Below are 22,124 nucleotides of genomic sequence, written 5' to 3'. Positions count from 1 at the left end.
GTCAGGCCCTGCCTTCTCCCCGTACCCCCGTCGCGCGGCAACCCTGCGCGGCGGGGGTACGGCCAGGACGAAGTAGTCTTGAGCCCATGCCCGAACGCCGTACCGTCGCCCTTGTCACTCTTGGCTGCGCCCGTAACGAGGTGGACTCGGAGGAGCTCGCAGGCCGCTTGGCAGCGGACGGCTGGGAGCTCGTCGAGGACGCATCGGACGCGGACGTCGCCGTCGTCAACACCTGTGGATTCGTCGAAGCCGCCAAGAAGGACTCCGTCGACGCCCTCCTCGAAGCCAACGATCTGAAGGATCACGGCAAGACCCAGGCCGTCGTCGCGGTCGGCTGCATGGCCGAGCGGTACGGCAAGGAGCTCGCCGAGGCCCTGCCCGAAGCCGACGGTGTGCTCGGCTTCGACGACTACGCAGACATCTCCGACCGCCTCCAGACCATCCTCAGCGGCGGGAACGTCGAGGCGCACACGCCGCGTGACCGGCGCACGCTGCTTCCGCTCTCCCCTGTGGAGCGGCAGGAGGCGGCCGCCGCCGTGGCGCTGCCCGGCCACGGCGCCGTGGAGGCGCCGGAGAACGTCCCGAGCGACCTCCCCGAGGGCGTGGCCCCGGCCTCCGGGCCGCGCGCGCCGCTGCGCCGCCGCCTGGACACCAGCCCCGTCGCCTCGGTCAAGCTCGCCTCCGGCTGCGACCGCCGCTGCTCGTTCTGCGCCATCCCGTCCTTCCGCGGCTCCTTCGTCTCGCGCCGCCCCTCCGACGTCCTCGGCGAGACGCGCTGGCTCGCCGGGCAGGGGGTGAAGGAGATCATGCTGGTCTCCGAGAACAACACCTCCTACGGCAAGGACCTCGGTGACATCCGCCTCCTGGAGACGCTGCTGCCCGAGCTGGCCGCCGTCGACGGGATCGAGCGGGTCCGGGTCAGCTACCTCCAGCCCGCCGAGATGCGTCCCGGGCTGATCGACGTGCTGACGTCGACCGAGAAGGTCGCCCCCTACTTCGACCTGTCCTTCCAGCACAGCGCCCCGGACGTGCTGCGGGCGATGCGCCGCTTCGGCGACACCGACCGCTTCCTGGAGCTTCTGGAGACGATCCGCTCCAAGGCCCCCACCGCCGGTGCCCGCTCCAACTTCATCGTCGGCTTCCCCGGCGAGACCGAGGCGGACTTCGCCGAGCTGGAACGCTTCATCACCCACGCCCGGCTGGACGCCATCGGTGTCTTCGGATACTCCGACGAGGACGGCACCGAGGCCGCCACGTACGAGCACAAGCTCGACCAGGAGATCGTCGACGAGCGGCTCGCCCACCTCTCGCGGCTCGCCGAGGAGCTCACCGCCCAGCGTGCGGAGGAGCGGATCGGAGAGACCCTGGAAGTACTCGTCGAAACGGTGGACGCCGTCGACGAGGACGGCGTGATCGGCCGCGCGGCCCACCAGGCGCCCGAGACGGACGGCCAGGTGGTCCTCACCTCCGAGTCCGCCGCACGCCACGATCTGGCCCCCGGCCGTATGGTCAGGGCCAAGGTCGTGGGAACGGAAGGCGTCGACCTGGTGGCCGAGTGTCTTGACGAGGAGGCGGGCAGATGACCGGAGTCCCGGCGTCCGCGACGGGCGGGCCCGGTAGGCCCGCGCCCGGCGGCAAGCTGGGCGCTGCGGCCGTCAACCAGGCCAGCCTGTGGAACATCGCCAACATCCTGACCATGATCCGGCTGGTGCTGGTCCCCGGCTTCGTGGTGCTGCTGCTCCAGGACGGCGGTCACGATCCCGTGTGGCGTGCCTGGGCCTGGGCCGCGTTCGCCGTCGCCATGATCACGGACATCTTCGACGGGCATCTGGCGCGGACGTACAACCTGGTCACGGACTTCGGGAAGATCGCCGACCCGATCGCCGACAAGGCGATCATGGCCGCCGGGCTGATCTCCCTGTCCTGGCTGGGGGACCTGCCGTGGTGGGTGACGGGCGTGATCCTCGCCCGGGAGCTCGGCGTCACGCTGATGCGGTTCTGGGTGATCCGGCACGGGGTTATCCCGGCCAGCCGCGGCGGGAAGATGAAGACGCTGGCGCAGGGTACGGCGGTCGGCATGTACGTGCTCGTGATGACCGGTCCACTCGCCACCCTGCGCTTCTGGGTGATGGCGGTCGCCGTCGTGCTGACGGTCGTCACCGGCCTGGACTATGTGCGACAGGCGGTCGTCCTGAGGCGCCAGGGACTGGCCGCCGAGCGTGCCGAACGGTCCGGCGGACCGTCGGTACCGGGGCCCACGGCGGGGTCCGCGCGATGAAAGAGGCCGCCCTGGTGCTGGATCTGCTCGCGGAGCGTGGTCACACGGTGGCCGTCGCGGAGTCCCTCACGGGCGGTCTGGTGGCCGCGGAGCTGACGTACGCGCCTGGGGCGTCGGCCGGCTTCCGCGGGTCCGTCACGGCGTACGCCACGCCGCTCAAGGCGGAACTCCTGGGCGTCGACCAAGCCCTCCTGGCGGACCGCGGGGCGGTCGATCCGGAGGTCGCGCTGCAGATGGCGGCCGGTGTGCGCGACCGGCTCGGATCCGACTGGGGCATCTCCACGACCGGTGTCGCCGGCCCCGAACCGCAGGACGGGCAGCCCGTCGGGACGGTGTACGTCGCCGTCGCCGGGCCGGCCGGATCGGGCGCCGCGGCCGGGAAAGTGGCGTCATTGCGGTTGAACGGCGATCGCGCGGACATCCGTAGAGAGAGCGTACGCAGCGTGCTGGAACTGCTCGGCGACGAACTCTCGGGAAATGCGCGGGCACAGGATACGGAACAGAACGGGGGGAATTGATGTTTGCAGCCCTGAGTGAACACGACATCGCTCCCCGCACGGCCGCAGCGCGAGGCGGTACGGTGGGGCGTGAAGGATGCGGCTACGCGGTCCGAGGAGGGAGCCACCGATGATTCTGCTCCGTCGCCTGTTGGGTGACGTGCTGCGTCGGCAGCGCCAGCGCCAGGGCCGTACTCTGCGCGAAGTCTCCTCGTCCGCCCGAGTTTCGCTCGGCTATCTCTCCGAGGTGGAGCGGGGGCAGAAGGAGGCTTCCTCCGAGCTGCTCTCCGCGATCTGCGACGCGCTTGACGTACGGATGTCCGAGCTCATGCGTGAAGTGAGCGACGAGCTGTCGCTGGCCGAACTGGCCCAATCGGCAGCGGCGAGCGAACCGGTGCCGGCGCCGGTACGCCCGATGCTCAATTCGGTGTCGGTGACGTCGGTGGCAGGTGTGCCCACCGAGCGGGTGACCATCAAGGCGCCCGCGGAAGCGGTGGACGTCGTCGCTGCCTGAACCGGCCTGAACCGAATGGGCGAGAGCCCCGGAAGGTGTCCCAGAGCGGACACCAGCCGGGGTTTTTGTCGTTTTCCGGGCTGGTCGTCAGGGTTCGCGCGCTTGGTTTGAGATGCCCGATGCGGGTCATGCGTGCCATGGTGAGGAAACGTACGACTGGTTGGAGAACAGGCATGTCCGTCGTGAAGAGCTCGTTGTCCGAGGCCGACCTCAAGACGGTCGGCGATGCCCTGCAGGGTGCCCTCGTCGACCTCGTCGACCTCGGCCTCGTCGCCAAGCAGGTCCACTGGAACGTGGTCGGGCCCCGGTTCCGCTCCGTCCACCTCCAGCTCGACGAAGTCGTGGTGAGCGCCCGCCAGCACTCGGACGTGGTGGCCGAACGGGCCTCGGCGGTCGGTGTCAACCCCGACGGCCGGGCGGCGTCCGTGGCCTCCGGGAGCGCCATCGGCGAGGTCCCCACGGGCTGGATCAAGGACACGGACGCGGTGAAGATCCTGGTCGACGCGCTGGGCGCGGTGATCACGCGGATGCGGGAGCGGATCGAGGTCACGGACGAGCCCGACCCGGTCACCCAGGACATTCTGATCGGCCTCACAGCCGACCTCGAAAAGCACGCGTGGATGTTCCAGGCGGAGAGCGCCTGACCGTGGCGGCGGGCGGCGTGGGCGCGGTGGACAGGGCGGGCTCGTCGGGCCCGCCGAGCCTCCCGCGCGCCCGTGTGGCCTTCCGTGCGCCCTCCCGCCGCGCTATACGCCCGGTCTAGCGTCGACCGGAGGAGGCGGCCATGGTACGGCGACGGTTTCCGCTGGTCGCGCTCGCGCTGGTGGCGAGCGGACTGGCGGTCGGCGGGCTGTGGTGGTGGGCCGTCCTGCGCCTCGTCCTGGTCCCGGAGCAGTCCGGGCTGGTCGAGGGCGCGGTGGCAGCGGGCGGCTGGGGACTGAGCCTGCTGCCGGTCCATGTGGCGGCGTCCACCTCGCGCCGGCCCCGGGGCCGAATACGGCCGGGGAGCGCGGGACCCACGGCCTGGCGCGGATGGTTCACGGCCTGGCAGGGGCGGTTCACCACGGCATCGCGACCCCGCCGTTCGGGCGGAGGATCTGACCCGTCGTGAACGACGAGGCGTCCGAGGCGAGATGGAGGACCGCGTGAGCGATGTCCTCGGGCTCGCCGACCCGGCGCAAGGGTGAGTGCCGGACCATCGCCGCCTCCGCCTGTTCCTGCGCGGCCGGTTCGTGGCGGTCGGTCATGGGGGTGCGAATCCATCCGGGGGCGACCGCGTTGACGCGTATGCCGTGACCGCCGACCTCGGTCGCCAGTGTCTTCGTCAGCTGCACCACGGCGGCCTTGGCGACGCTGTAGCAGAGCAGGCCCGCACTCGCCGAGTCCATCGCCCCCGAGGCCATGGTGACGACCGAACCGCGGGTGCCCGAGGCGATCATCGACCGGGCGCCCTCCTGGCAGGCGTACAACACCCCTTTGAAGTTGACCGCGAGCACGCGGTCGAGGTCCTCGTCCCGCGTCTCCAGGACCGTGCTCGTGTGCATGATCCCGGCGATCGCCGCCATGATGTGAAGCGGACCCGTGACGCTGCCGACGGCCGCCGCGAGGGCGGCGCGGTCGGTGACGTCGAGGCGGTGGAGGCGGGCCGCCGCGCCCCCGCCGTCGGCGACACGGGCGGCGGTCTCCCGAAGTCCCCGTTCGTCCCGGTCCGCGCAGTGGACCGTCGCGCCCGCCTGCGCGAGGAGGACGGCCGTCGCGCGGCCGATCCCGCCCGCGGCGCCGGTCACGAAGGCGGTGCGGCCGCTGAGGTCGTACGCCGTGAGAGGCATGAGGGGACCGTACGGGCGAATCTGACGGCCCGTCAATCAGTCGGTGGGGCCCTTCTGGCAGCCCGGGCACCAGTAGGTGACGCGGTCGCCGAGTTCGGCCTTGCGGATGGCGGTCCCGCACCGCAGGCAGGGGCGGCCGCGACGCCCGTAGACGTAGAGGTCCTGGGAGGACCTCCGGGCGGACGTCGTCTTGCGGGAGGTCCGGTCCTTGTTCTCCTCCAGGAGGCGGCGGGCCGTGGCGACGATCCGTTCGGGCACCTCGGACGGCAGTTCGCCCACCGGCAGCCAGGGCGTGACCGCGGCCAGGAAGGCCAGCTCCGACTTGTAGACGTTGCCGATGCCCGCCAGATTGCGCTGGTCCAGAAGGGCCTCGCCGAGTGACCGCGCGGGGTCGGCGGTGAGCCGCCGGACCGCCTCGGCCGGGTCCCAGTCCGGGCCGAGCAGGTCAGGACCGAGGTGACCCACGACGTCGGGCTCCTCGGAGGTGCGGATCAGTTCGAGGACGGGCAGGCGGTAGCCCACCACCGTGCGCTCGTCGTTGCCGAGGATCGCCCGGACCTGGTGGAGAGGGCCGCCGCGCCACCGCTCACCGTTGGCGTACACCTGCCAGGAGCCGTCCATCCGCAGATGGGAATGGAGGGTCAGGCCGCCCTCGATCCGGGTGAGCAGATGCTTCCCCCGAGGGGTGACGTCGAGGACAGCGCGGCCGGTGAGGTCGGCCGTCGCGAACCGGGGCACGCGCAGATCGGACCGGGTCAGCACCCGCCCCGCCAGCGCCGCGTGCAGCCGATGGGCGGCCAGCCAGATGGTGTCTCCTTCGGGCATGGCTCCATCATGCGGGATCACCGGGCGAGGGCGGGTGCCCTCGGGGCGCGGGCGGAGGCCGGCGTGCGGGCTGCCCGGGCGCCCCGGCCGGGCGGACTTCCGGACTCAGGGGCGGAGGCGGAGGCCGCGGGGGGTGGCGTGGAAGCCGGCGGTCTCCAGGGCTCGGGCGAGGGGGGAGGTGAGGGCGGCGGCTCCATTGACCCGCTCCACCGTGACCGTGCCGAGCGAGCCCGCGAGGGCGGACGTGGCCAGCGCCTCGGCGGCGGCTCTCAGCGCCGGGTCGTCCGGGTCCTCGGGCCAGCACAGCAGCGTCTTTCCGCCGCGCTCCATGTAGAGCGTCAGCTCGCCGTCGACCACGACCACCATCGCACCGGCCTTGCGGCCGGCCTTGTGTCCCGCGCCCGTCGGAGGCTCGGGCCACGGCAGCGCGGCGCCGTACGCGTTGGCCGGGTCGGCGGCGGCCAGCACCACCGCGCGCGGTCCCGCTCCCGCCTCGGCGCCACGGTCTCGGGCGGTCGCCGCCGCCCGGAGCCGGTCCACCGCGCCGTCCATCGCGAACTGGGCCGCGCCGAGCCCTTCCACCACGTAACCGCGCCGGGCCTGTCCGCTGTCCTCGAAGGCCGACAGGATGCGGTACGTCGCCGAGAAGCCGCCCTCCACGCCCTCGGCGGCCACGGCGCCCCGGGTGACGACCCCGTGCCGGTCCAGAAGGGTGCGGGCGAGCGCGTGGGCGCGATGGGTCGGTTCCGGCTCGGTCGGAGGGAGCAGGGACCAACGGCCGCTGACGGTGGGCGGACCGGTCCGGGAGGCCGTCCGGGCGGCCGCGGTGAGCGTGCCGTAGCGCCCGCGGGGAACCGTGCGCCTGGCGCGGTGCGCCGTGGAGCCCGCCGTGCGGCCGGAACCGAGCAGCGCACGCAGCGGCGCGAGCGTGTCGTTGGTGAGCCGCCCCGACCAGGCCAGGTCCCATACCGCGTCGGCCAGTTGCGGATCGGTCGCGTCCGGGTGGGTGGTGGCCCGGACCTGGTCGGCGATCTGACGGAAGAACAGGCCGTAGCCCCCGGTCAGGGCGGTGAGCACGGACTCGTGCAGCGCGGTGGTCTCGAGCGGGTGCGGCGGCGGGAGGAGCAGGGGTGCCGCGTCCGCGAGGTAGAGGGAGACCCAGCCGTCCTTGCCGGGCAGGGCGCCGGCACCGGCCCAGACGACCTCGCCGGTCGTGGTCAGCTCGTCGAGGAGGGCGGGGGAGTAGTTCCTGACCCGGGACGGCAGGATCAGCTTCTCCAGGGCCGAGGCGGGCACGGGCGCGCCCTGCAGCTGCTCGACGGCCCGTGCGAGGCCGTCGATTCCGCGCAGGCTGCTGCCGCCCAGGTGCTGCCACTGGGGAAGGAAGGTGGCGAGCGCGGCCGGGGGCACCGGCTCCAGCTCGTGCCGGAGGGCCGCGAGCGAGCGGCGGCGCAGACGGCGCAGCACGGCCGCGTCGCACCACTCCTGCCCGATCCCCGAGGGGTGGAACTCGCCCTGGACGACCCTGCCGGCCGCGGACATCCGCTGGAGGGCGCCGTCGGTGACGGCGGCGCCCAGGCCGAAGCGCGCGGCGGCCGCGGACGACGTGAACGGCCCGTGCGTGCGCGCGTACCGGGCGAGGAGGTCGCCCAGCGGGTCCTTGACCGGCTCCGTGAACGCCTCGGGCACTCCGACCGGCAGGGCCGTGCCCAGCGCGTCCCTGAGCCGGCCGGCGTCCTCGATCGCCGCCCAGTGGTCCGTGCCGGAGATCCGGACGCGGAGGGCCCGGCGGGCCGTGGACAGCTGGGGAGCCCAGTCCGGGTCGGCGCCCCGCTCCGCCAGCTCGGCGTCGGTGAGCGGGCCGAGGACGCGCAGCAGGTCGGCGACGCCCTCCACGTCCTTGATCCGGCGGTCCTCGGTGAGCCACTGGAGCTCCCGCTCCAGCTCGCTCAGCACGTCGGCGTCGAGGAGCTCGCGCAGCTCCGCCTGGCCGAGGAGCTCGGCGAGGAGCCGGGAGTCCAGGGAGAGGGCGGCCGCCCGCCGTTCGGCGAGCGGCGAGTCGCCCTCGTACAGGAACTGGGCGACGTAGCCGAAGAGGAGGGAGCGGGCGAACGGGGACGGCTCCGGGGTGGTGACCTCGACCAGGCGGACCCGGCGGGACTCGATGTCGCCCATCAGCTCGGTGAGCCCGGGGACGTCGAAGACGTCCTGGAGGCACTCGCGGACGGCCTCCAGGACGATCGGGAAGGAGCCGAACTCACTGGCGACCTGGAGCAGTTGCGCGGCGCGCTGGCGCTGCTGCCAGAGCGGAGTGCGCTTGCCCGGATTGCGCTTGGGCAGCAGCAGTGCCCGGGCGGCGCATTCGCGGAACCGGGAGGCGAACAGGGCCGAGCCGCCGACCTGGTCGGTGACGATCTGGCTGATCTCGCCCTTGTCGAAGAGCGCGTCGGCCGCGCCGATGGGGGCCTGGTCGGCGTCGTACGTCGTGTCGAGGTGCCGGTCGGTGTCCGCCGGGTCGTGGTCGAGGAGGTCCAGGCCCATCAGGTCGGCGTCCGGGAGCCGCAGCACGATCCCGTCGTCGGCGTGCATGACCTGGGCGTCCATGCCGTACCGCTCGGCGAGCCGGGCGCCGAGGGCCAGCGCCCAGGGAGCGTGCACCTGGGCCCCGAAGGGGGAGTGGATGACGACCCGCCAGTCGCCCAGCTCGTCGCGGAACCGCTCCACGAGGATCGTGCGGTCGTCCGGCACATGGCCGCAGGCCTTGCGCTGCTCGTCCAGATAGGCGAGGACGTTGTCGGCGGCCCAGCCGTCCAGGCCGGCGGTCACCAGTCGCAGCCGGGCGTCCTCCGGTTCGAGCGAACCGACCTCGCGCAGGAACGCCCCCACCGCGCGGCCCAGCTCGAGCGGGCGGCCCAGCTGGTCGCCCTTCCAGAAGGGCAGCCGGCCCGGCACGCCCGGCGCGGGGGAGACCAGGACCCGGTCGCGGGTGATGTCCTCGATCCGCCAGGACGTGGTGCCCAGGGTGAAGACGTCCCCGACCCGGGACTCGTACACCATCTCCTCGTCGAGCTCCCCGACCCGCCCGCCGCCCTTCTTCGGGTCGGCGCCCGCCAGGAAGACCCCGAACAGGCCGCGGTCGGGGATCGTGCCGCCGGAGGTGACGGCCAGCCGCTGCGCGCCGGGGCGGCCCGTGACCGTGCCGGCGACGCGGTCCCAGACCACCCGCGGGCGCAGCTCGGCGAAGGCGTCCGAGGGATAACGGCCGGCCAGCATGTCCAGGACGGCCGTGAAGGCCGACTCGGGAAGGGAGGCGAAGGGGGCGGCCCGGCGGACCACGGTCAGCAGGTCGTCCATCTGCCAGGTGTCCAGGGAGACCATCGCGACCAGCTGCTGTGCCAGCACGTCCAGGGGGTTCGCCGGGATCCGCAGCGACTCGATGGACCCGCTGCGCATCCGCTCGGTGACCACGGCCGCCTGGACGAGGTCGCCGCGGTACTTCGGGAAGACCACGCCCGTGGAGACGGCGCCGACCTGGTGTCCCGCGCGGCCCACCCGCTGCAGGCCGGAGGCGACCGAGGGAGGCGACTCGACCTGGACGACGAGGTCGACCGCGCCCATGTCGATGCCCAGCTCCAGGCTGGAGGTCGCCACCACGGCGGGCAGCCGGCCCGCCTTCAGGTCCTCCTCGACCTGGGCGCGCTGTTCCTTGGAGACCGAGCCGTGGTGCGCCCGGGCGAGCAGCGCCGGGGCGCCCTGCGCGGCCCCCGACTGGGCCATGATCTCGGCGGGCGGGGAGCCCTCGGGGAGCGCCTCGCCGGTGGCACGCTCGTACGCGATCTCGTTGAGCCGATTGCAGAGCCGCTCGGCGAGCCGGCGCGAGTTGGCGAAGACGATCGTGGAGCGGTGGGACTGGACGAGGTCGGCGATGCGCTCCTCCACGTGCGGCCAGATCGACGGCTTGTCGCCGCCTTCCTTGCCGTCGGGGGCAGGGGAACCGACCAGCTCGCCCATGTCCTCCACCGGGACGACGACGGAGAGATCGAACTCCTTGCCCGAGGGCGGCTGCACGATCTCCACCCTGCGCTGCGGGGAGAGATAGCGGGCCACCTCGTCCACCGGCCGGACGGTCGCCGAGAGACCGATCCGGCGCGCCGGGCGCGGCAGGAGCTCGTCGAGCCGCTCCAGGGACAGCGCGAGATGGGCACCGCGCTTGGTCGCCGCGACCGCGTGGACCTCGTCCAGGATCACCGTCTCGATGCCGGACAGGGCATCGCGCGCGGCGGAGGTCAGCATGAGGAACAGCGACTCAGGGGTGGTGATCAGGATGTCCGGCGGCTTGGTCGCGAGCGCCCGGCGCTCGGCGGGCGGAGTGTCGCCGGAGCGGATGCCCACCCGCACCTCCGGCTCCGGCAGCCCCAGCCGCACCGACTCCTGGCGGATCCCGGTCAGGGGGGAACGGAGATTGCGCTCCACGTCGACCGCGAGGGCCTTCAGCGGCGAGACGTAGAGCACCCGGCAGCGCTTCTTGGGGTCCGCGGGCGGGGGGGCCGAGGCGAGCTGGTCGAGGGAGGCGAGGAAGGCGGCCAGGGTCTTGCCGGATCCGGTGGGCGCCACGACGAGCACGTCGGAGCCCGCGCCGATGGCCTGCCAGGCGCCTTCCTGCGCCGCCGTGGGCGCGTTGAAGGCCTGGGTGAACCAGCCGCGGGTCGCGGGGGAGAACGAGTCGAGCGCAGACCTGACCATGCCCCCCATCGTGCACCCGGCCACTGACAACGGGTGGCGGTGACGGGCCGGGCGGGGTGGCGGGGCGTGCCGGGCGGGTTGGCGGGGGTGGGCCGGACGGGTGGGGGGCGAGGAGGTGGCGGGGCGTGCCGGGTGGGTGGCGGTGCGGTGCGCGGCCGGGGTGGCGCGGCATGCCGGGGTGGGTGGCGGTGCGGTGGGCGATGAGGTGGCGGTGACGGGCCCGGCGGGGTGGCGTGCCGTGCCGGGGCGGGTGGCGGTGCGGGGCCGGGGGGGAGGCCTGTCCATGACATGGACGTGCAGGTCGGAAGCGGTGCGGGCGGCGCAGAATGGAACCCATGGCGATCCAGCCGAGCGGCGGTCACAAGGACGAGTGGGCCAGGCACTGGCAGTACCCGGGCGTGCCCGGCCTCGATCTGCTGCGCGCCCGCTACGTGCGCCACTCCTTCACCCGTCACAGCCACGAGGGGTTCGTCCTCGGAGCCGTGCGCCGGGGGATCGAGGACGTGGTGATGCCGGAGGGCACGATCCGCGCCCGGCCCGGCACGGTGGTCCTCATCAATCCCGAGGTCCCGCACGCGGCGCACGCCGGCGTGCCCGAGGGCTGGTCGTACGCCACCCTCTACCCGTCCTCCCAGCTGATCGCCGGAATCGCGGACGAGGAGACCACCCTCCGCGGGACGGTCGGGTTCGCCGAGACGATCGTGGAGGACGAGGAGACCGCCCGGCTCATCCAGGCCGTGCACCGGGCCGCCGAGGAGGGCAACGCCCTCGCCGCCGACAGCCTGCTGCGGATCGGCGTCGCCCGGTTGCTGCGCCGGCACGGCCAGACCCTGCCGGCCCGCACCCCGCGGGCGGCCGGAAGCCGCGCGGCGGTCAGAGCCCGGGAGGTCCTGGAGGGGCGGATGTCCGAGCCGCCTTCCCTGGAACAGCTGGCCCGGGAGCTCGGCGTCGGCCCGTTCGCGCTGCTGAGGGCGTTCAAGAGCGAGTACGGCATGCCCCCGCACGCCTGGCTCACCAACGCGCGCGTACGCCGTGCCCGCGGCCTGCTGGAGAACGGCGTCGCGCCGAGCGAGGCGGCCGTGACCGTCGGGTTCACCGATCAGCCCCACCTGAACCGGCATTTCACCCGGATCGTCGGGGTTCCTCCCGGTGCGTACCAACGCGAGCGCGCAAGAACGTACAAGACCGGGCGACGGGACGGCTCGTAACGTCCCTGGCGTGGCAGAACAGACAGCACCCCCGGTCATCCGGGACGCACCAGAGAAAACGGACTCCGCGGTCGTACGGGACGCCCTCGGCGTCGGCATCGCCGTCGGGATCTCCGGCTTCGCCTTCGGCGTGACGTCGGCGGGAGCCGGGCTCACGCTGCTCCAGACCTGCGCGCTCAGCCTGCTCGTCTTCACCGGTGCCTCGCAGTTCGCGCTGGTGGGCGCGCTCGCCGCGGGCGGCAACCCGTTCACGGCCGCCGCCGGAGCCTTCTTCCTCGGCACCCGGAACGCCTTCTACGGCCTGCGGCTCTCCCAGCTGCTCGCCCTGCCGCGCGCGGTCAGGCCCTTCGCCGCCCAGTGGGTGATCGACGAGACGACGGCGGTCGCGCTCGCGCAGCCCACCCGGCGGGCCGCGCGGATCGGGTTCACCGTCACCGGAATCACGCTCTACGTGCTGTGGAACCTGACCACCCTGCTCGGGGTGCTCGGCGCCGAAGCCCTCGGCGACACCGAGGCCTGGGGCCTCGACGCCGCCGGTCCGGCCGTCTTCCTCGCCCTGCTCGCCCCGATGCTGCGCACCGCCACCGAGCGGGCCACGGCGGGGATCGCCGTCCTGCTCGGCCTCGGACTGCTGCCCGTCCTGCCGGCCGGTGTCCCCGTCCTCGCGGCGGCGCTCGCCGCGCCCCTCGTGCTGTGGGCCCAGGGCCGGCGCGACGCCGCGAAGGCCGGGAGCGGCGGCAGGAGCGGACACGGCGGGGAGGCCGGGAAGAGCACCAAGGGCGGGAAGGTCCCAGCGAGCGGGCAGGGCGGGAAATCCGAAGCCGCAGGGGAAAGCGGAACGGCCCGGACGGCCGGGGAAAGCGGAACGGAGGGCGACCGATGAACGTCTGGATCGCCATCGGCCTCACCACGGCCGGGTGCTACCTCGTCAAGCTCCTCGGGCTCCTGGTGCCCGCGGGCACCCTGGAACGACCTCTCGTCCAGCGTCTCGCCGCCCTGCTGCCGGTGGCCCTCCTCGCGGCCCTCACCGCCCAGCAGACCTTCGCGGCCGGCGGCGCCCTCGTCCTGGACGCCCGCGCCGCGGGCATCGCGGCCGCCGCCGTGGCCCTGATGCTCCGGGCCCCCTTCCTGGTGGTGGTGGGGGCCGCGGTCGTCGTGACCGCGGGCGTCAGGGCCATCGGCGGCTGACGGGACGGGCGGCCCTGCCCCGGCGCTCTGCCGTCAGTCGATCGGCCGGCCGTGGGCGCGCAGCGTCCGCAGGGCCTCGATCGTGACGACGGGGCGCGCCTCGAGCGCCGTGCCCGGGGCCCACTGCCGCCAGGTGACAGGCCAGCCGCCGTCCTCGTCCTGAGCCGCGGCGAGGTGGTCGAGGGAGCGCGCCATCTCCTCCTCCGTGAACCAGCGGCGGGCCAGCGAGTCCGGCACGCGCGCGTAGTCGTACGGAAAGTGGTGCTCGCCCGGGGCGTATCCGGGCGCCACGGGGAACTCGTCGAGCCGGTCGGGGTCGAGGACCGCGAGCCGCTGCTCCCGGACGAGGCGCCCCAGCCGGTCGCCCGCCGCCTGCGCCCGCGACCGGTCGGGGACTCCGTCGAGGAAGGCGACGGCGGCCTGGATCTCGTACGGATGGGACTTCTCCAGCGACTCCACCGCCGCCCAGCAGAACTCCGTGGCGCGGAACAGCCAGGCGTGCCAGACCTGGTTGCGGTGGAGCAGTCCGACCACCGGACCGGTGGACAGCAGGTCGCTGGGCGGGGCGTCGACGACCGGGACGAAGGGCGCGTGGGGGTACGCGCGCTGCGAGGGCAGGACCGCGGGCAGCGCCCCGTCGTGGGTGGACACCTCCGTGAGATAGCGGCAGATCCGTTCGATCCGCAGGCCGCCGCAGCGGCCGATGGAGTCCAGGACCCGCAGTGCGTGCCCGGTGTGCAGCGGCTGGCTGACCGGGCCGCGCAGATCGGGCTCGAGGGCGTGGCCGTACCCGCCGTCCTCGTTGAGGTACGCCGACAGCGCGGCCTCGACGGGTTCCGCGCCCGCGCGCAGGAAGTGGTAGGCGAACCGCCGTTGTTCGAGGACGCGGGCCGTGAGCCAGATGAAGTGCTCGGCACGCGCGAGGGGTGACGGCGCGTGCGGAGCCGCGGACGGATCCGCGAAAGGAGTTCCAGCCATGGTCCGACCGTAGGGCGGAAAGGGCCGCTGACAAGGGGGATGGACCGGGCTGCACTCTTGGGAGCGGGATACTGGGGTCATGCGGTTGACGATTTTCTGGGAGCGGATGGCGGACCACTTCGGCGCGGCCTACGCCGAGTCCTTCGCGCGGGACCACGTGATGTCCGAACTCGGCGGGCGTACGGTCCACGAGGCCCTGGACGCGGGCTGGGAGGCCAAGGACGTGTGGCGGGCGGTCTGCTCGGCCGTCGGCGTGCCCGACGACAAGCGCTGACAAACGCCGACGGGCGGGGCCGGGACGCGATGTCCGTCCGGTGCGCGAGACTGGCGGGGTGGCTCCGACTGACGACTCCGACGAACCCGACCGGACAGAACCGACCGAACCGACAGCACCGGTGGGCGGCACCGGCATGTCCGGCCCGGGCCGCGACACCGGTGACACCGACCGTGCGCGTGACACCGGCCTAGGCACGACAGGGGACGAGACGGATCCCGGGCGGCCGACGACGCCCGGCCCGGTGGCCGCCGCGACGCCCGCGTCCGCCGCCGGCGGGGACACGGCCCTCCCGCCCGCCGCCCGCATGCCCCGCTGGCTGCCGCGGGCGCTCTTGCTCGCCCTCGCGCTCTACGCCTGCTTCCAGCTCGGCAGCTGGGCCTTCCACCAGCTCATCGGCCTCCTGGTCAACATCCTCGTCGCCTTCTTCCTCGCCCTCGCCATCGAGCCGGCCGTCGGACGCATGGCGGCCCGCGGCATGCGCCGGGGCCTCGCCACCTTCCTGGTCTTCTTCGCCGTCATGGTGGTCGGCGTCGGCTTCGTCGTCCTGCTCGGATCGATGCTCGCGGGCCAGATCGTCGACATGGTCGAGAACTTCCCCAAGTACCTCGACTCGTTGATCAACTGGATCAACCAGACGTTCCACACGGAGCTGTCCCGGGTCGAGGTCCAGGACAGCGTGCTGCGCTCCGACTGGCTGCGGAAGTACGTGCAGAACAGCGCCAGCGGTGTCCTGGACATCTCGGCCACCGTCCTCGGCGGCCTCTTCAAGCTGCTGACGATCTTCCTGTTCTCGTTCTACTTCGCGGCCGACGGCCCCCGGCTGCGCCGCGCTCTGTGCTCCGTCCTGCCGCCGACCCGCCAGACCGAGGTGCTGCGGGCCTGGGAGATCGCCGTCGACAAGACCGGCGGCTACCTCTACTCCCGCGGACTGATGGCGCTGATCTCCGGCGTCGCGCACTTCGTCCTGCTGGAGGTCCTGGGCGTGCCCTACGCGCCCGCGCTCGCGGTGTGGGTCGGTCTGGTCTCGCAGTTCATCCCGACCATCGGCACGTATCTGGCGGGTGCGCTGCCGATGCTGATCGCGTTCACCGTGAACCCCTGGTACGCCTTGTGGGTGCTGGTGTTCGTCCTCGTCTACCAGCAGTTCGAGAACTACGTCCTGCAGCCCAAGCTGACCTCCAAGACCGTGGACATCCACCCCGCGGTGGCGTTCGGTTCCGTGATCGCCGGGACGGCGCTGCTCGGCGCGGTCGGCGCGCTGATCGCGATCCCGGCCGTCGCCACGCTCCAGGCGTTCCTCGGCGCCTATGTGAAGCGGTACGACGTGACGGACGACCCGCGCGTGCACGGCCACCGGCGCTACGGCGAAGCCGTGGTCGCCCGGCTGCAGAAGGCGCTGCACCACAAGAAGGAGCAGGGCCGGGGCGCGTCCCGGGAGGAGGACGGCATCTGATCCCGGGTGGGGTTCGGACGGGTCAGAGGTAGGAGGGGCGGGTCACCCGGTGCCGGAAGGTGCGCCAGGTCCACACCTGGGCGGCGACCAGCAGCGGTGTGACCACCAGCAGCGCCGGGACGAGCAGGGTGAGCGTGGCGGTGTCCGCCGCGTGCTCGGCCAGCGGCAGCCCCGCCCCGGCCGGCAGCGCGAGTACCGCCAGCAGCCCGCCGGTGAGGGCGAAGGACTGCCAGGAACCGGTCCGTCCCACCAGCCGGCGGGCGCGTTCGTACGGGAGGCCCGTCAGCCGCAGCGTGGCGAAGCCGAGCCCGTGCGCGGCGAACAGGGCCGCCACGGCGAGGGCCGTGACGACGGCGACGGACCCGGTGGCGGCCTCGTACGGCTTCCCGGTCAGCAGCGCCGCAAGGAGCAGGCCCCAGGACAGCGCGACCGCCCAACTGCCGCACACCACCGCCCCGTCGCACACCGCTCGCCAGGCGCGGCCCCCGCCCCGGCCGCGCGACCACAGGCCGACGTCCCGGACCACCCAGCCGGTGAGCAGTGGCACCAGCACCGCGAACTGTCCGGTCAGCAGCTCCCCTTCGAGGTCCGGGAAGCAGCCGATCAGCACGCCCGCGGTGGCGACCAGCCATACCTCGTTGCCCAGGAAGAAGGGCGCGAAGGAGGCGATGACCAGGCGCCGTTCGTGACCATCGCGCCCGAGGTAGGGCATGAGCATTCCGGTGCCGATGTCCGCGCCGCCGAGCACGAGGTAGCCGGTGGCGAAGAAGGCGAGCAGGGCGATCGCGAGGATGTCGAGGGTGTGCACGGTCCACTCCTTAGAAGCGCGCGGGGGGAAGGGCTGCGGCCTGTTCCTCGGGGGAGGCCGTGCGGTCGTCGTGGCCGAGGCCGGAGTCGACGGGGCCCCTGCGGGCGTAGCGGGCCAGCAGCCAGGCGTTGAGGACGGCGAGCAGCGCGAAGAGGGTGGTGAAGACGGCCAGTGAGACGCGCATCGACGTGGGGGACAGGTCGGAGACCGCGTCCTCGGTCCTCAGCAACCCGTGGACGACCCAGGGCTGGCGGCCCGCCTCCCGGAAGACCCAGCCGCTGATCATCGCGATGTACGGCAGCGGCACGGCGGCCATCAGGGCGAGGTGCCAGAGCCGGAAGCGGAAGACGACCTTCTTGAAGCAGGCGAGGATCGCCCCGGCGAAGGTGAAGTACATCATCAGGCCGAAGCAGACGAGCATGACCAGGGCGCCGCCGCGGGTCCAGGCTTCGGAGGGGACGTAGTCACCGGGTCCGTGACGCGCCACCATGTCCGCCTGGATCCGCGCGATCTCGGCCGTCTTCTGGCTGAACACGGCCGACTTCATGGGCTGGAGGGTGCTCAGCGCACCGAGCTGGACGCCGCCGAAGGCGGCCGTCACCATCAGCGCCGGCAGGGAGAGGAACACCCCGATCCGCAGGCTCCGGCCGAAGAAGTCCCACTCGGGCGTGCGCCGGAAGAGGTGGTACGCGCTGACCCCGGCGACGAAGAAGCCGGCGGTGAGCAGGGACCCCGCGAGGACGTGGCCGAAGGCGAGCAGGGCGGAGGGATTGGTCAGCACGGCGACGGGATCGTCCAGGACCAGCTTGTCGCCCTCGACGCGGTGGCCGACCGGGTTGTTGAGGAAGCCGTTGGTGACCAGGATCCAGTACGCGGAGAGGTACGCGGTCAGCGTGACGATCCAGATCGCCGCCAGATGGGCCCATCGGTTCAGGCGGTTCCAGCCGAAGATCCACAGGCCGAGGAAGGTCGACTCGACGAAGAACGCCACGATCGTCTCGACCGCGAGCGAGGCCCCGAAGACATTGCCCGCGTAGTGCGTGAGACCGCTCCAGCTCATCCCGAACTGGAACTCCATCACGATGCCGGTGACGATCCCGACGGCGTAGTTGATCACGTACAGCTGGCCCCAGAAACGGACCATGCGCGCGTGTGGCGGCTTTCGGCCCACCGTCGCCACCGTCTGGAGCACGGCGACGACGGTCGCGAGTCCCAGCGTGAGGGCGACGAAGAGGAAGTGGCCGCCGGCCGTGAGCGCGAACTGCAGCCGGGCGAGATCGAGGACGTCTGGATTCACGTCGCCAGCGTCGGTGTACGGATCGGGTCGCCGCGTCGGCCGGCGGGGGACACCCGCCCTACCCCACGGGTCGTGTCCCTCCCCGCGCGCGTACCCCAGGAGTTGCGTCCACGGGCGCGTGACCCCTAAGGGGCGGATCCGGGGATGTGGCCTCGTACGGGGCTCGTCGGGCGCTGAGGGCGGCGCCCAGGGCGGGGTGCTCAGGGCGGGACGTCGGGCGTGAGCCCGCACGGGGCTCGTCGCACGGGCGCCGGACCCGCTACCCCAGCCAGCCGGGCGTGATCATCCCCGACTCGTACGCGAGGATCACCAGCTGGGCCCGGTCCCGGACGCCGAGCTTGGTCATGATGCGGCTGACGTGGGTCTTCGCGGTCGCCGGGGAGAGGACGAGCCGCCCGGCGATCTCGTCGTTGGAGAGCCCGGCGCCCACCAGTCCCATCACCTCGCGCTCCCGCTCCGTCAGGGCGTTCAGGCGGGGGCCGGGGTCCGGCTGCCGGCCGCGGCTCGCGAACTCCCCGATCAGCCGGCGGGTGACGGCCGGGGCGATGAGCGCGTCGCCGCGCGCCACCACGCGCACCCCGTGCAGTAGCTCCATCGGCTCGGTGTCCTTCACGAGGAAGCCGCTGGCCCCGGCGCGCAGGGCGCCGTAGACGTGGTCGTCGACGTCGAAGGTGGTCAGGATGACCACCCGGACCCCTTCGAGTCGCGCGTCCGAGGTGATGCGGCGGGTGGCCTCCAGCCCGTCGAGGAGCGGCATCCGGATGTCCATGAGCACCACGTCGGGGCGCAGCTCGCGGGCGAGCGCGATCGCCCGCTCCCCGTCCCCGGCCTCGCCGACGACCTCGATGTCGTCCTCGCCAGCCAGGATCGAGCGGAAGCCCGCTCGGACCAGGGTCTGGTCGTCGGCGAGTACGACACGGATCATCGGGGGTCCCCCTCGAAGGCGGTCTGCGGTGCGGTGCGTGCGGCGAACGGCAGCCGGGCTTCGACCCGGAAGCCCTCCGCGGTGCCGCGCGCGGTCAGTTCGCCGCCGAAGGCCCGCGCGCGCTCGGTCATCCCCCGGATGCCGCTGCCCAGCGGCGACTCCTCCGGGCACCCCTCACCGTCGTCCTCGACGCGCAGCCGCAGCTCGTCCGCGCGCCAGTCGAGCGTGACCGTGGCGACGTGCGCCCGTGCGTGCCGGGTGACGTTGGTCAGCGACTCCTGCACGATCCGGTACGCGGCGAGGTCGACCGGCGGCGCCAGGGGTACGGGGGTGCCGACGACACTCGTACGGACGTCGAGCCCCGCGCTCCTGGCGCGTTCCACCAGGTCGCCGAGGAGGGCGAGGCCGGAGGGCGGCGAGGTCGGCGCGGCCTCGTCGGCCTGGCGCAGCACCCCGAGCGTCGCCCGAAGCTCGCGCAGCGCGTCCTTGCTCGTGGCCTTCACCGCCTCCAGTGCCTCCGTGGCGGCGGCCAGCGCGATCTCCGGTTCGGGCTTCTTGCCCAGCCGGTGCAGGGCGGCCCCGGACTGGATGTTGATCAGCGAGACCGTGTGGCCCAGGACGTCGTGCAGCTCCCTCGCGATCCTCAGCCGCTCCTCGGTGGCGCCCTGCCGGGCCCGGGCCTCCTGCTCGCGTTCGGCGGCGAGCGCGCGCTGCTCCACCTCGTGGAGGTAGGCGAGCCGGGTGCGCTGGGCGCGCCCCACGGCGACCAGACTGACGAGCCAGCCGGCGAGCATCACCAGCGAGGTGTCGTCCATCTGCCGGTGGCCGGGCTGCTGGCGGATCTCGCCGACGCCGACGGCGAGCAGCGTCGCGGCGGCGAGCGCGACGGACGCGGCGAAGCGCCCTTCCGCCGCGGTGGTGTAGAGCGCGAGGGCGAAGGCGATCATCAGCGGCCCGTCCTGCGCGGACAGCGGGTAGTAGGCCACACAGGCGAGCAGCGTGACGACGGCGACCGTGACGGGCAGCCGACGGCGGAAGTAGAGCGCTCCGCAGCCGACCGCCAGCAAGGCCCACCCGAGGGCGGTGCGGGACGCCGGCTCGGTCGCGTAGCGCGACGAGACCAGGGTCCAGACGGCCACGACGAGGGTGACGGCGAGCGTCACGACGGCGTCGGCGGCCCGGGGCGGCACGCGGCCACCACGGACGCGGGAGGGGAGGGCCATGTCAGGAAGGATAGGTGGCGGGGGAGCTGCTCCGGCGCGTCGCGCCGGGGCAGGACCGAGAGGGCTCGGCCCCTTCGGGCCCCTCGCGGGGGCGCGCCGGTAGGGGCCGGTGGCCCTCGGCCCGGGCCCTCCGCCGTCGGCGTGGTGCGCTTGACACCGAAATCGAACATCCATTCTGATGGAGGTCCGGCCCTGGAAACACGGGCTTCTCGGCGGGGGCGCCGCCGGGTTTTCCACAGGTCGGAAGGACGCCGGGGCCCATTGTCAGTGGCAGGGGTTAGCGTCTTTCACATGAAGCGATCGACTCAAGCAAACCGGGTGGAACCCATGGCAGGAACCGACCGCGAGAAGGCGCTCGACGCCGCGCTCGCACAGATTGAACGCCAATTCGGCAAGGGCGCCGTGATGCGCATGGGTGACCGCGTCCAGGAGCCGATCGAGGTGATCTCCACCGGATCGACCGCCCTCGACATCGCGCTCGGCGTCGGCGGTCTGCCCCGCGGCCGTGTCGTGGAGGTCTACGGCCCGGAGTCCTCCGGTAAGACGACCCTGACCCTGCACGCCGTCGCCAACGCCCAGAAGGCCGGCGGCCAGGTCGCCTTCGTGGACGCCGAGCACGCCCTCGACCCCGAGTACGCCAAGAAGCTCGGCGTCGACATCGACAACCTCATCCTGTCCCAGCCGGACAACGGCGAGCAGGCCCTCGAGATCGTCGACATGCTGGTCCGCTCCGGCGCCCTCGACCTCATCGTCATCGACTCCGTCGCCGCGCTCGTCCCGCGTGCGGAGATCGAGGGCGAGATGGGCGACTCGCACGTGGGTCTGCAGGCCCGTCTGATGAGCCAGGCCCTCCGGAAGATCACCAGCGCCCTCAACCAGTCCAAGACCACGGCGATCTTCATCAACCAGCTCCGCGAGAAGATCGGCGTGATGTTCGGCTCGCCGGAGACCACGACCGGTGGCCGCGCCCTGAAGTTCTACGCCTCGGTGCGCCTCGACATCCGCCGCATCGAGACCCTCAAGGACGGCACGGACGCCGTCGGCAACCGCACCCGCGTCAAGGTCGTCAAGAACAAGGTCGCGCCGCCCTTCAAGCAGGCCGAGTTCGACATCCTCTACGGCCAGGGCATCAGCCGCGAGGGCGGCCTGATCGACATGGGCGTGGAGCACGGCTTCGTCCGCAAGGCCGGCGCCTGGTACACGTACGAGGGCGACCAGCTCGGCCAGGGCAAGGAGAACGCCCGCAACTTCCTGAAGGACAATCCCGACCTCGCCGACGAGATCGAGAAGAAGATCAAGGAGAAGCTGGGCGTCGGAGTCCGGCCGAAGGACCCGTCGGCCGAGCCGGCCGCGGAGGCCGCGGGCACCGCAGAGACGGCGGCCGCGGATGACGCCGCCAAGTCCCCCGCGACCCCGGCGGTCAAGGCGACCAAGGCGACCAAGGCCCCGGCGGCCAAGAGCTGACGCGGTGACCGGGCGTACCGAATGGCCGGGCGACAGCCCCGACTCGTCGAGGGCCGAGAAGGAGCTGTCGCCCCAGGATCCGGCTGAGCGGGCGCGGGCGATCTGCCTGCGCCTGCTCACCGGGACCCCCCGCACCCGCAAGCAGCTCGCCGACGCCCTGCGCAAGCGGGAGATCCCCGACGAGGTGGCGGAGGAGGTCCTCGCACGCTTCGAGGACGTGGGGCTGATCGACGACGCCGCCTTCGCGGACGCTTGGGTGGAGTCCCGGCACCACGGGCGGGGGCTCGCCCGCCGGGCTCTCGCCCGCGAGCTGCGCACCAAGGGCGTCGACCCCTCGCTGATCCAGGAGGCGGTGGGGCAGCTCGACTCCGAGCAGGAGGAGATCACGGCGCGCGAGCTCGTCGACCGCAAGCTCCGCGCCACCCGTGGCCTGGAGCGTGACCGGCGACTGCGCAGGCTGGCGGGGATGCTCGCCCGCAAGGGGTACGCGGAGGGCATGGCCCTGCGGGTGGTCAGACAGGCACTGGAGGAAGAGGGCGAGGACACCGAGGGGCTGGACGAGCCCTTCTAGGGCTTCCAGGGATGCGCGTACGCGGGGGGAGCGCGGCGGCGCCCCG

General features: G+C 72.9%; 20 protein-coding genes and 1 pseudogene. 13 read left to right on the top strand and 8 right to left on the bottom strand.

What is annotated here, in order from left to right; genetic code table 11:
- Nucleotides 1-86: 86 nt before the first annotated feature.
- From rimO to ACZ68P_RS20910, 6 genes are all read left to right on the top strand, one after another.
- Nucleotides 87-1,583 carry a 30S ribosomal protein S12 methylthiotransferase RimO gene (gene rimO / locus ACZ68P_RS20935; protein ID WP_471008219.1) on the top strand — a complete coding sequence of 499 codons (1,497 nt, stop codon included), beginning with the start codon at nt 87-89 and terminating at the stop codon, nt 1,581-1,583.
- Nucleotides 1,580-2,278 carry a CDP-diacylglycerol--glycerol-3-phosphate 3-phosphatidyltransferase gene (gene pgsA / locus ACZ68P_RS20930; RefSeq protein ID WP_471008217.1) on the top strand — a complete coding sequence of 233 codons (699 nt, stop codon included), beginning with the start codon at nt 1,580-1,582 and terminating at the stop codon, nt 2,276-2,278. The genes rimO and pgsA overlap by 4 nt, the downstream gene beginning before the upstream one ends.
- Nucleotides 2,275-2,796: a CinA family protein gene (locus tag ACZ68P_RS20925; protein WP_365713688.1), complete on the top strand. Its 522-nt coding sequence runs from the start codon at nt 2,275-2,277 to the stop codon at nt 2,794-2,796. Before pgsA ends, ACZ68P_RS20925 begins: the two co-directional genes overlap by 4 nt.
- Before the next feature lie 109 nt (nt 2,797-2,905).
- Complete coding sequence (locus ACZ68P_RS20920) at nt 2,906-3,289, top strand: helix-turn-helix domain-containing protein (RefSeq protein WP_361915527.1); 384 nt, start codon at nt 2,906-2,908, stop codon at nt 3,287-3,289.
- Between the two features lie 173 nt (nt 3,290-3,462).
- Nucleotides 3,463-3,933: a Dps family protein gene (locus ACZ68P_RS20915; RefSeq protein WP_365713690.1), complete on the top strand. Its 471-nt coding sequence runs from the start codon at nt 3,463-3,465 to the stop codon at nt 3,931-3,933.
- A 140-nt stretch (nt 3,934-4,073) separates the two neighbouring features.
- On the top strand, nt 4,074-4,400 hold the full coding sequence (locus tag ACZ68P_RS20910; protein ID WP_471008215.1) for a hypothetical protein: 327 nt from the start codon (nt 4,074-4,076) through the stop codon (nt 4,398-4,400).
- On the opposite strand, the gene ACZ68P_RS20905 is transcribed toward ACZ68P_RS20910, so the two are convergent.
- The 3 genes from ACZ68P_RS20905 to ACZ68P_RS20895 all read right to left on the bottom strand — a co-directional run bounded on the left by ACZ68P_RS20905 (nt 4,348) and on the right by ACZ68P_RS20895 (nt 10,686).
- Nucleotides 4,348-5,118 carry an SDR family NAD(P)-dependent oxidoreductase gene (locus tag ACZ68P_RS20905; RefSeq protein ID WP_471008213.1) on the bottom strand — a complete coding sequence of 257 codons (771 nt, stop codon included), beginning with the start codon at nt 5,116-5,118 and terminating at the stop codon, nt 4,348-4,350. The genes ACZ68P_RS20910 and ACZ68P_RS20905 overlap by 53 nt on opposite strands.
- Nucleotides 5,119-5,154: 36 nt before the next feature.
- Nucleotides 5,155-5,943, bottom strand: a complete 789-nt coding sequence (locus ACZ68P_RS20900) for an Fpg/Nei family DNA glycosylase (protein WP_471008211.1) — start codon at nt 5,941-5,943, stop codon at nt 5,155-5,157.
- Between the two features lie 105 nt (nt 5,944-6,048).
- Nucleotides 6,049-10,686, bottom strand: a complete 4,638-nt coding sequence (locus ACZ68P_RS20895; protein WP_471008209.1) for an ATP-dependent helicase — start codon at nt 10,684-10,686, stop codon at nt 6,049-6,051.
- A gap of 335 nt (nt 10,687-11,021) precedes the next feature.
- On the opposite strand from ACZ68P_RS20895, the gene ACZ68P_RS20890 reads away from it, so the two are divergent.
- The 3 genes from ACZ68P_RS20890 to ACZ68P_RS20880 are packed head-to-tail and all read left to right on the top strand — an operon-like array spanning nt 11,022 to nt 13,082.
- The gene (locus ACZ68P_RS20890; protein WP_471008206.1) at nt 11,022-11,894 is read left to right on the top strand and encodes an AraC family transcriptional regulator; all 873 of its coding nucleotides are present in this window, start codon (nt 11,022-11,024) and stop codon (nt 11,892-11,894) included.
- Between the two features lie 10 nt (nt 11,895-11,904).
- Nucleotides 11,905-12,777, top strand: coding sequence for an AzlC family ABC transporter permease (locus ACZ68P_RS20885; RefSeq protein ID WP_471008204.1), 873 nt, complete (start codon nt 11,905-11,907; stop codon nt 12,775-12,777).
- Entirely contained in the window at nt 12,774-13,082 is a 309-nt protein-coding gene (locus tag ACZ68P_RS20880; RefSeq protein ID WP_471008202.1) for an AzlD domain-containing protein, read from the top strand. Before ACZ68P_RS20885 ends, ACZ68P_RS20880 begins: the two co-directional genes overlap by 4 nt.
- Before the next feature lie 33 nt (nt 13,083-13,115).
- Here the strand turns inward: ACZ68P_RS20880 and ACZ68P_RS20875 are convergent, their stop codons facing one another.
- On the bottom strand, nt 13,116-14,060 hold the full coding sequence (locus tag ACZ68P_RS20875) for a hypothetical protein (RefSeq protein WP_471008199.1): 945 nt from the start codon (nt 14,058-14,060) through the stop codon (nt 13,116-13,118).
- 79 nt (nt 14,061-14,139) lie between these two features.
- Here ACZ68P_RS20875 and ACZ68P_RS20870 point away from each other — a divergent pair, with 79 nt between their 5' ends.
- On the top strand, nt 14,140-14,334 hold the full coding sequence (locus tag ACZ68P_RS20870; protein ID WP_365713706.1) for a DUF3046 domain-containing protein: 195 nt from the start codon (nt 14,140-14,142) through the stop codon (nt 14,332-14,334).
- Nucleotides 14,335-14,641: 307 nt separating this feature from the next.
- A complete protein-coding gene (locus ACZ68P_RS20865; protein ID WP_471008243.1) occupies nt 14,642-15,790 on the top strand; it encodes an AI-2E family transporter in 1,149 nt (382 codons plus the stop codon).
- A gap of 22 nt (nt 15,791-15,812) precedes the next feature.
- Here ACZ68P_RS20865 and ACZ68P_RS20860 read toward each other — a convergent pair whose 3' ends face one another.
- The 4 genes from ACZ68P_RS20860 to ACZ68P_RS20845 all read right to left on the bottom strand — a co-directional run bounded on the left by ACZ68P_RS20860 (nt 15,813) and on the right by ACZ68P_RS20845 (nt 20,043).
- Nucleotides 15,813-16,598 (bottom strand): cytochrome d ubiquinol oxidase subunit II, encoded by a 786-nt coding sequence (locus ACZ68P_RS20860; protein ID WP_471008196.1) that lies wholly within the window; start codon nt 16,596-16,598, stop codon nt 15,813-15,815.
- A 10-nt stretch (nt 16,599-16,608) separates the two neighbouring features.
- Nucleotides 16,609-17,895, bottom strand: a complete 1,287-nt coding sequence (locus ACZ68P_RS20855) for a cytochrome ubiquinol oxidase subunit I (protein WP_471008193.1) — start codon at nt 17,893-17,895, stop codon at nt 16,609-16,611.
- Between the two features lie 259 nt (nt 17,896-18,154).
- Complete coding sequence (locus tag ACZ68P_RS20850; RefSeq protein ID WP_471008191.1) at nt 18,155-18,820, bottom strand: response regulator; 666 nt, start codon at nt 18,818-18,820, stop codon at nt 18,155-18,157.
- Nucleotides 18,817-20,043, bottom strand: a complete 1,227-nt coding sequence (locus ACZ68P_RS20845) for a sensor histidine kinase (protein ID WP_471008188.1) — start codon at nt 20,041-20,043, stop codon at nt 18,817-18,819. Before ACZ68P_RS20845 ends, ACZ68P_RS20850 begins: the two co-directional genes overlap by 4 nt.
- Before the next feature lie 291 nt (nt 20,044-20,334).
- Here ACZ68P_RS20845 and recA point away from each other — a divergent pair.
- Both recA and recX read left to right on the top strand, forming a co-directional pair.
- Nucleotides 20,335-21,294 (top strand): annotated as a pseudogene (recA, locus tag ACZ68P_RS20840) (recombinase RecA); the annotation flags it as partial.
- A gap of 10 nt (nt 21,295-21,304) precedes the next feature.
- Nucleotides 21,305-22,078, top strand: coding sequence for a recombination regulator RecX (gene recX, locus ACZ68P_RS20835; protein ID WP_471008241.1), 774 nt, complete (start codon nt 21,305-21,307; stop codon nt 22,076-22,078).
- Nucleotides 22,079-22,124: the final 46 nt, after the last annotated feature.

Source organism: Streptomyces sp. NPDC036822, from assembly GCF_055609145.1.
This window is presented reverse-complemented; position numbering and strand designations above follow the sequence as displayed.

What these genes read in the sequence shown, in the direction of transcription:
- rimO (WP_471008219.1), top strand. Translation starts at nt 87, where the DNA reads ATGCCCGAACGCCGTACCGTCGCCCTTGTCACTCTTGGCTGCGCCCGT.
- pgsA (WP_471008217.1), top strand. Translation starts at nt 1,580, where the DNA reads ATGACCGGAGTCCCGGCGTCCGCGACGGGCGGGCCCGGTAGGCCCGCG.
- ACZ68P_RS20925 (WP_365713688.1), top strand. Translation starts at nt 2,275, where the DNA reads ATGAAAGAGGCCGCCCTGGTGCTGGATCTGCTCGCGGAGCGTGGTCAC.
- ACZ68P_RS20920 (WP_361915527.1), top strand. Translation starts at nt 2,906, where the DNA reads ATGATTCTGCTCCGTCGCCTGTTGGGTGACGTGCTGCGTCGGCAGCGC.
- ACZ68P_RS20915 (WP_365713690.1), top strand. Translation starts at nt 3,463, where the DNA reads ATGTCCGTCGTGAAGAGCTCGTTGTCCGAGGCCGACCTCAAGACGGTC.
- ACZ68P_RS20910 (WP_471008215.1), top strand. Translation starts at nt 4,074, where the DNA reads ATGGTACGGCGACGGTTTCCGCTGGTCGCGCTCGCGCTGGTGGCGAGC.
- ACZ68P_RS20905 (WP_471008213.1), bottom strand. Translation starts at nt 5,118, where the DNA reads ATGCCTCTCACGGCGTACGACCTCAGCGGCCGCACCGCCTTCGTGACC.
- ACZ68P_RS20900 (WP_471008211.1), bottom strand. Translation starts at nt 5,943, where the DNA reads ATGCCCGAAGGAGACACCATCTGGCTGGCCGCCCATCGGCTGCACGCG.
- ACZ68P_RS20895 (WP_471008209.1), bottom strand. Translation starts at nt 10,686, where the DNA reads ATGGTCAGGTCTGCGCTCGACTCGTTCTCCCCCGCGACCCGCGGCTGG.
- ACZ68P_RS20890 (WP_471008206.1), top strand. Translation starts at nt 11,022, where the DNA reads ATGGCGATCCAGCCGAGCGGCGGTCACAAGGACGAGTGGGCCAGGCAC.
- ACZ68P_RS20880 (WP_471008202.1), top strand. Translation starts at nt 12,774, where the DNA reads ATGAACGTCTGGATCGCCATCGGCCTCACCACGGCCGGGTGCTACCTC.
- ACZ68P_RS20875 (WP_471008199.1), bottom strand. Translation starts at nt 14,060, where the DNA reads ATGGCTGGAACTCCTTTCGCGGATCCGTCCGCGGCTCCGCACGCGCCG.
- ACZ68P_RS20870 (WP_365713706.1), top strand. Translation starts at nt 14,140, where the DNA reads ATGCGGTTGACGATTTTCTGGGAGCGGATGGCGGACCACTTCGGCGCG.
- ACZ68P_RS20865 (WP_471008243.1), top strand. Translation starts at nt 14,642, where the DNA reads ATGCCCCGCTGGCTGCCGCGGGCGCTCTTGCTCGCCCTCGCGCTCTAC.
- ACZ68P_RS20850 (WP_471008191.1), bottom strand. Translation starts at nt 18,820, where the DNA reads ATGATCCGTGTCGTACTCGCCGACGACCAGACCCTGGTCCGAGCGGGC.
- ACZ68P_RS20845 (WP_471008188.1), bottom strand. Translation starts at nt 20,043, where the DNA reads ATGGCCCTCCCCTCCCGCGTCCGTGGTGGCCGCGTGCCGCCCCGGGCC.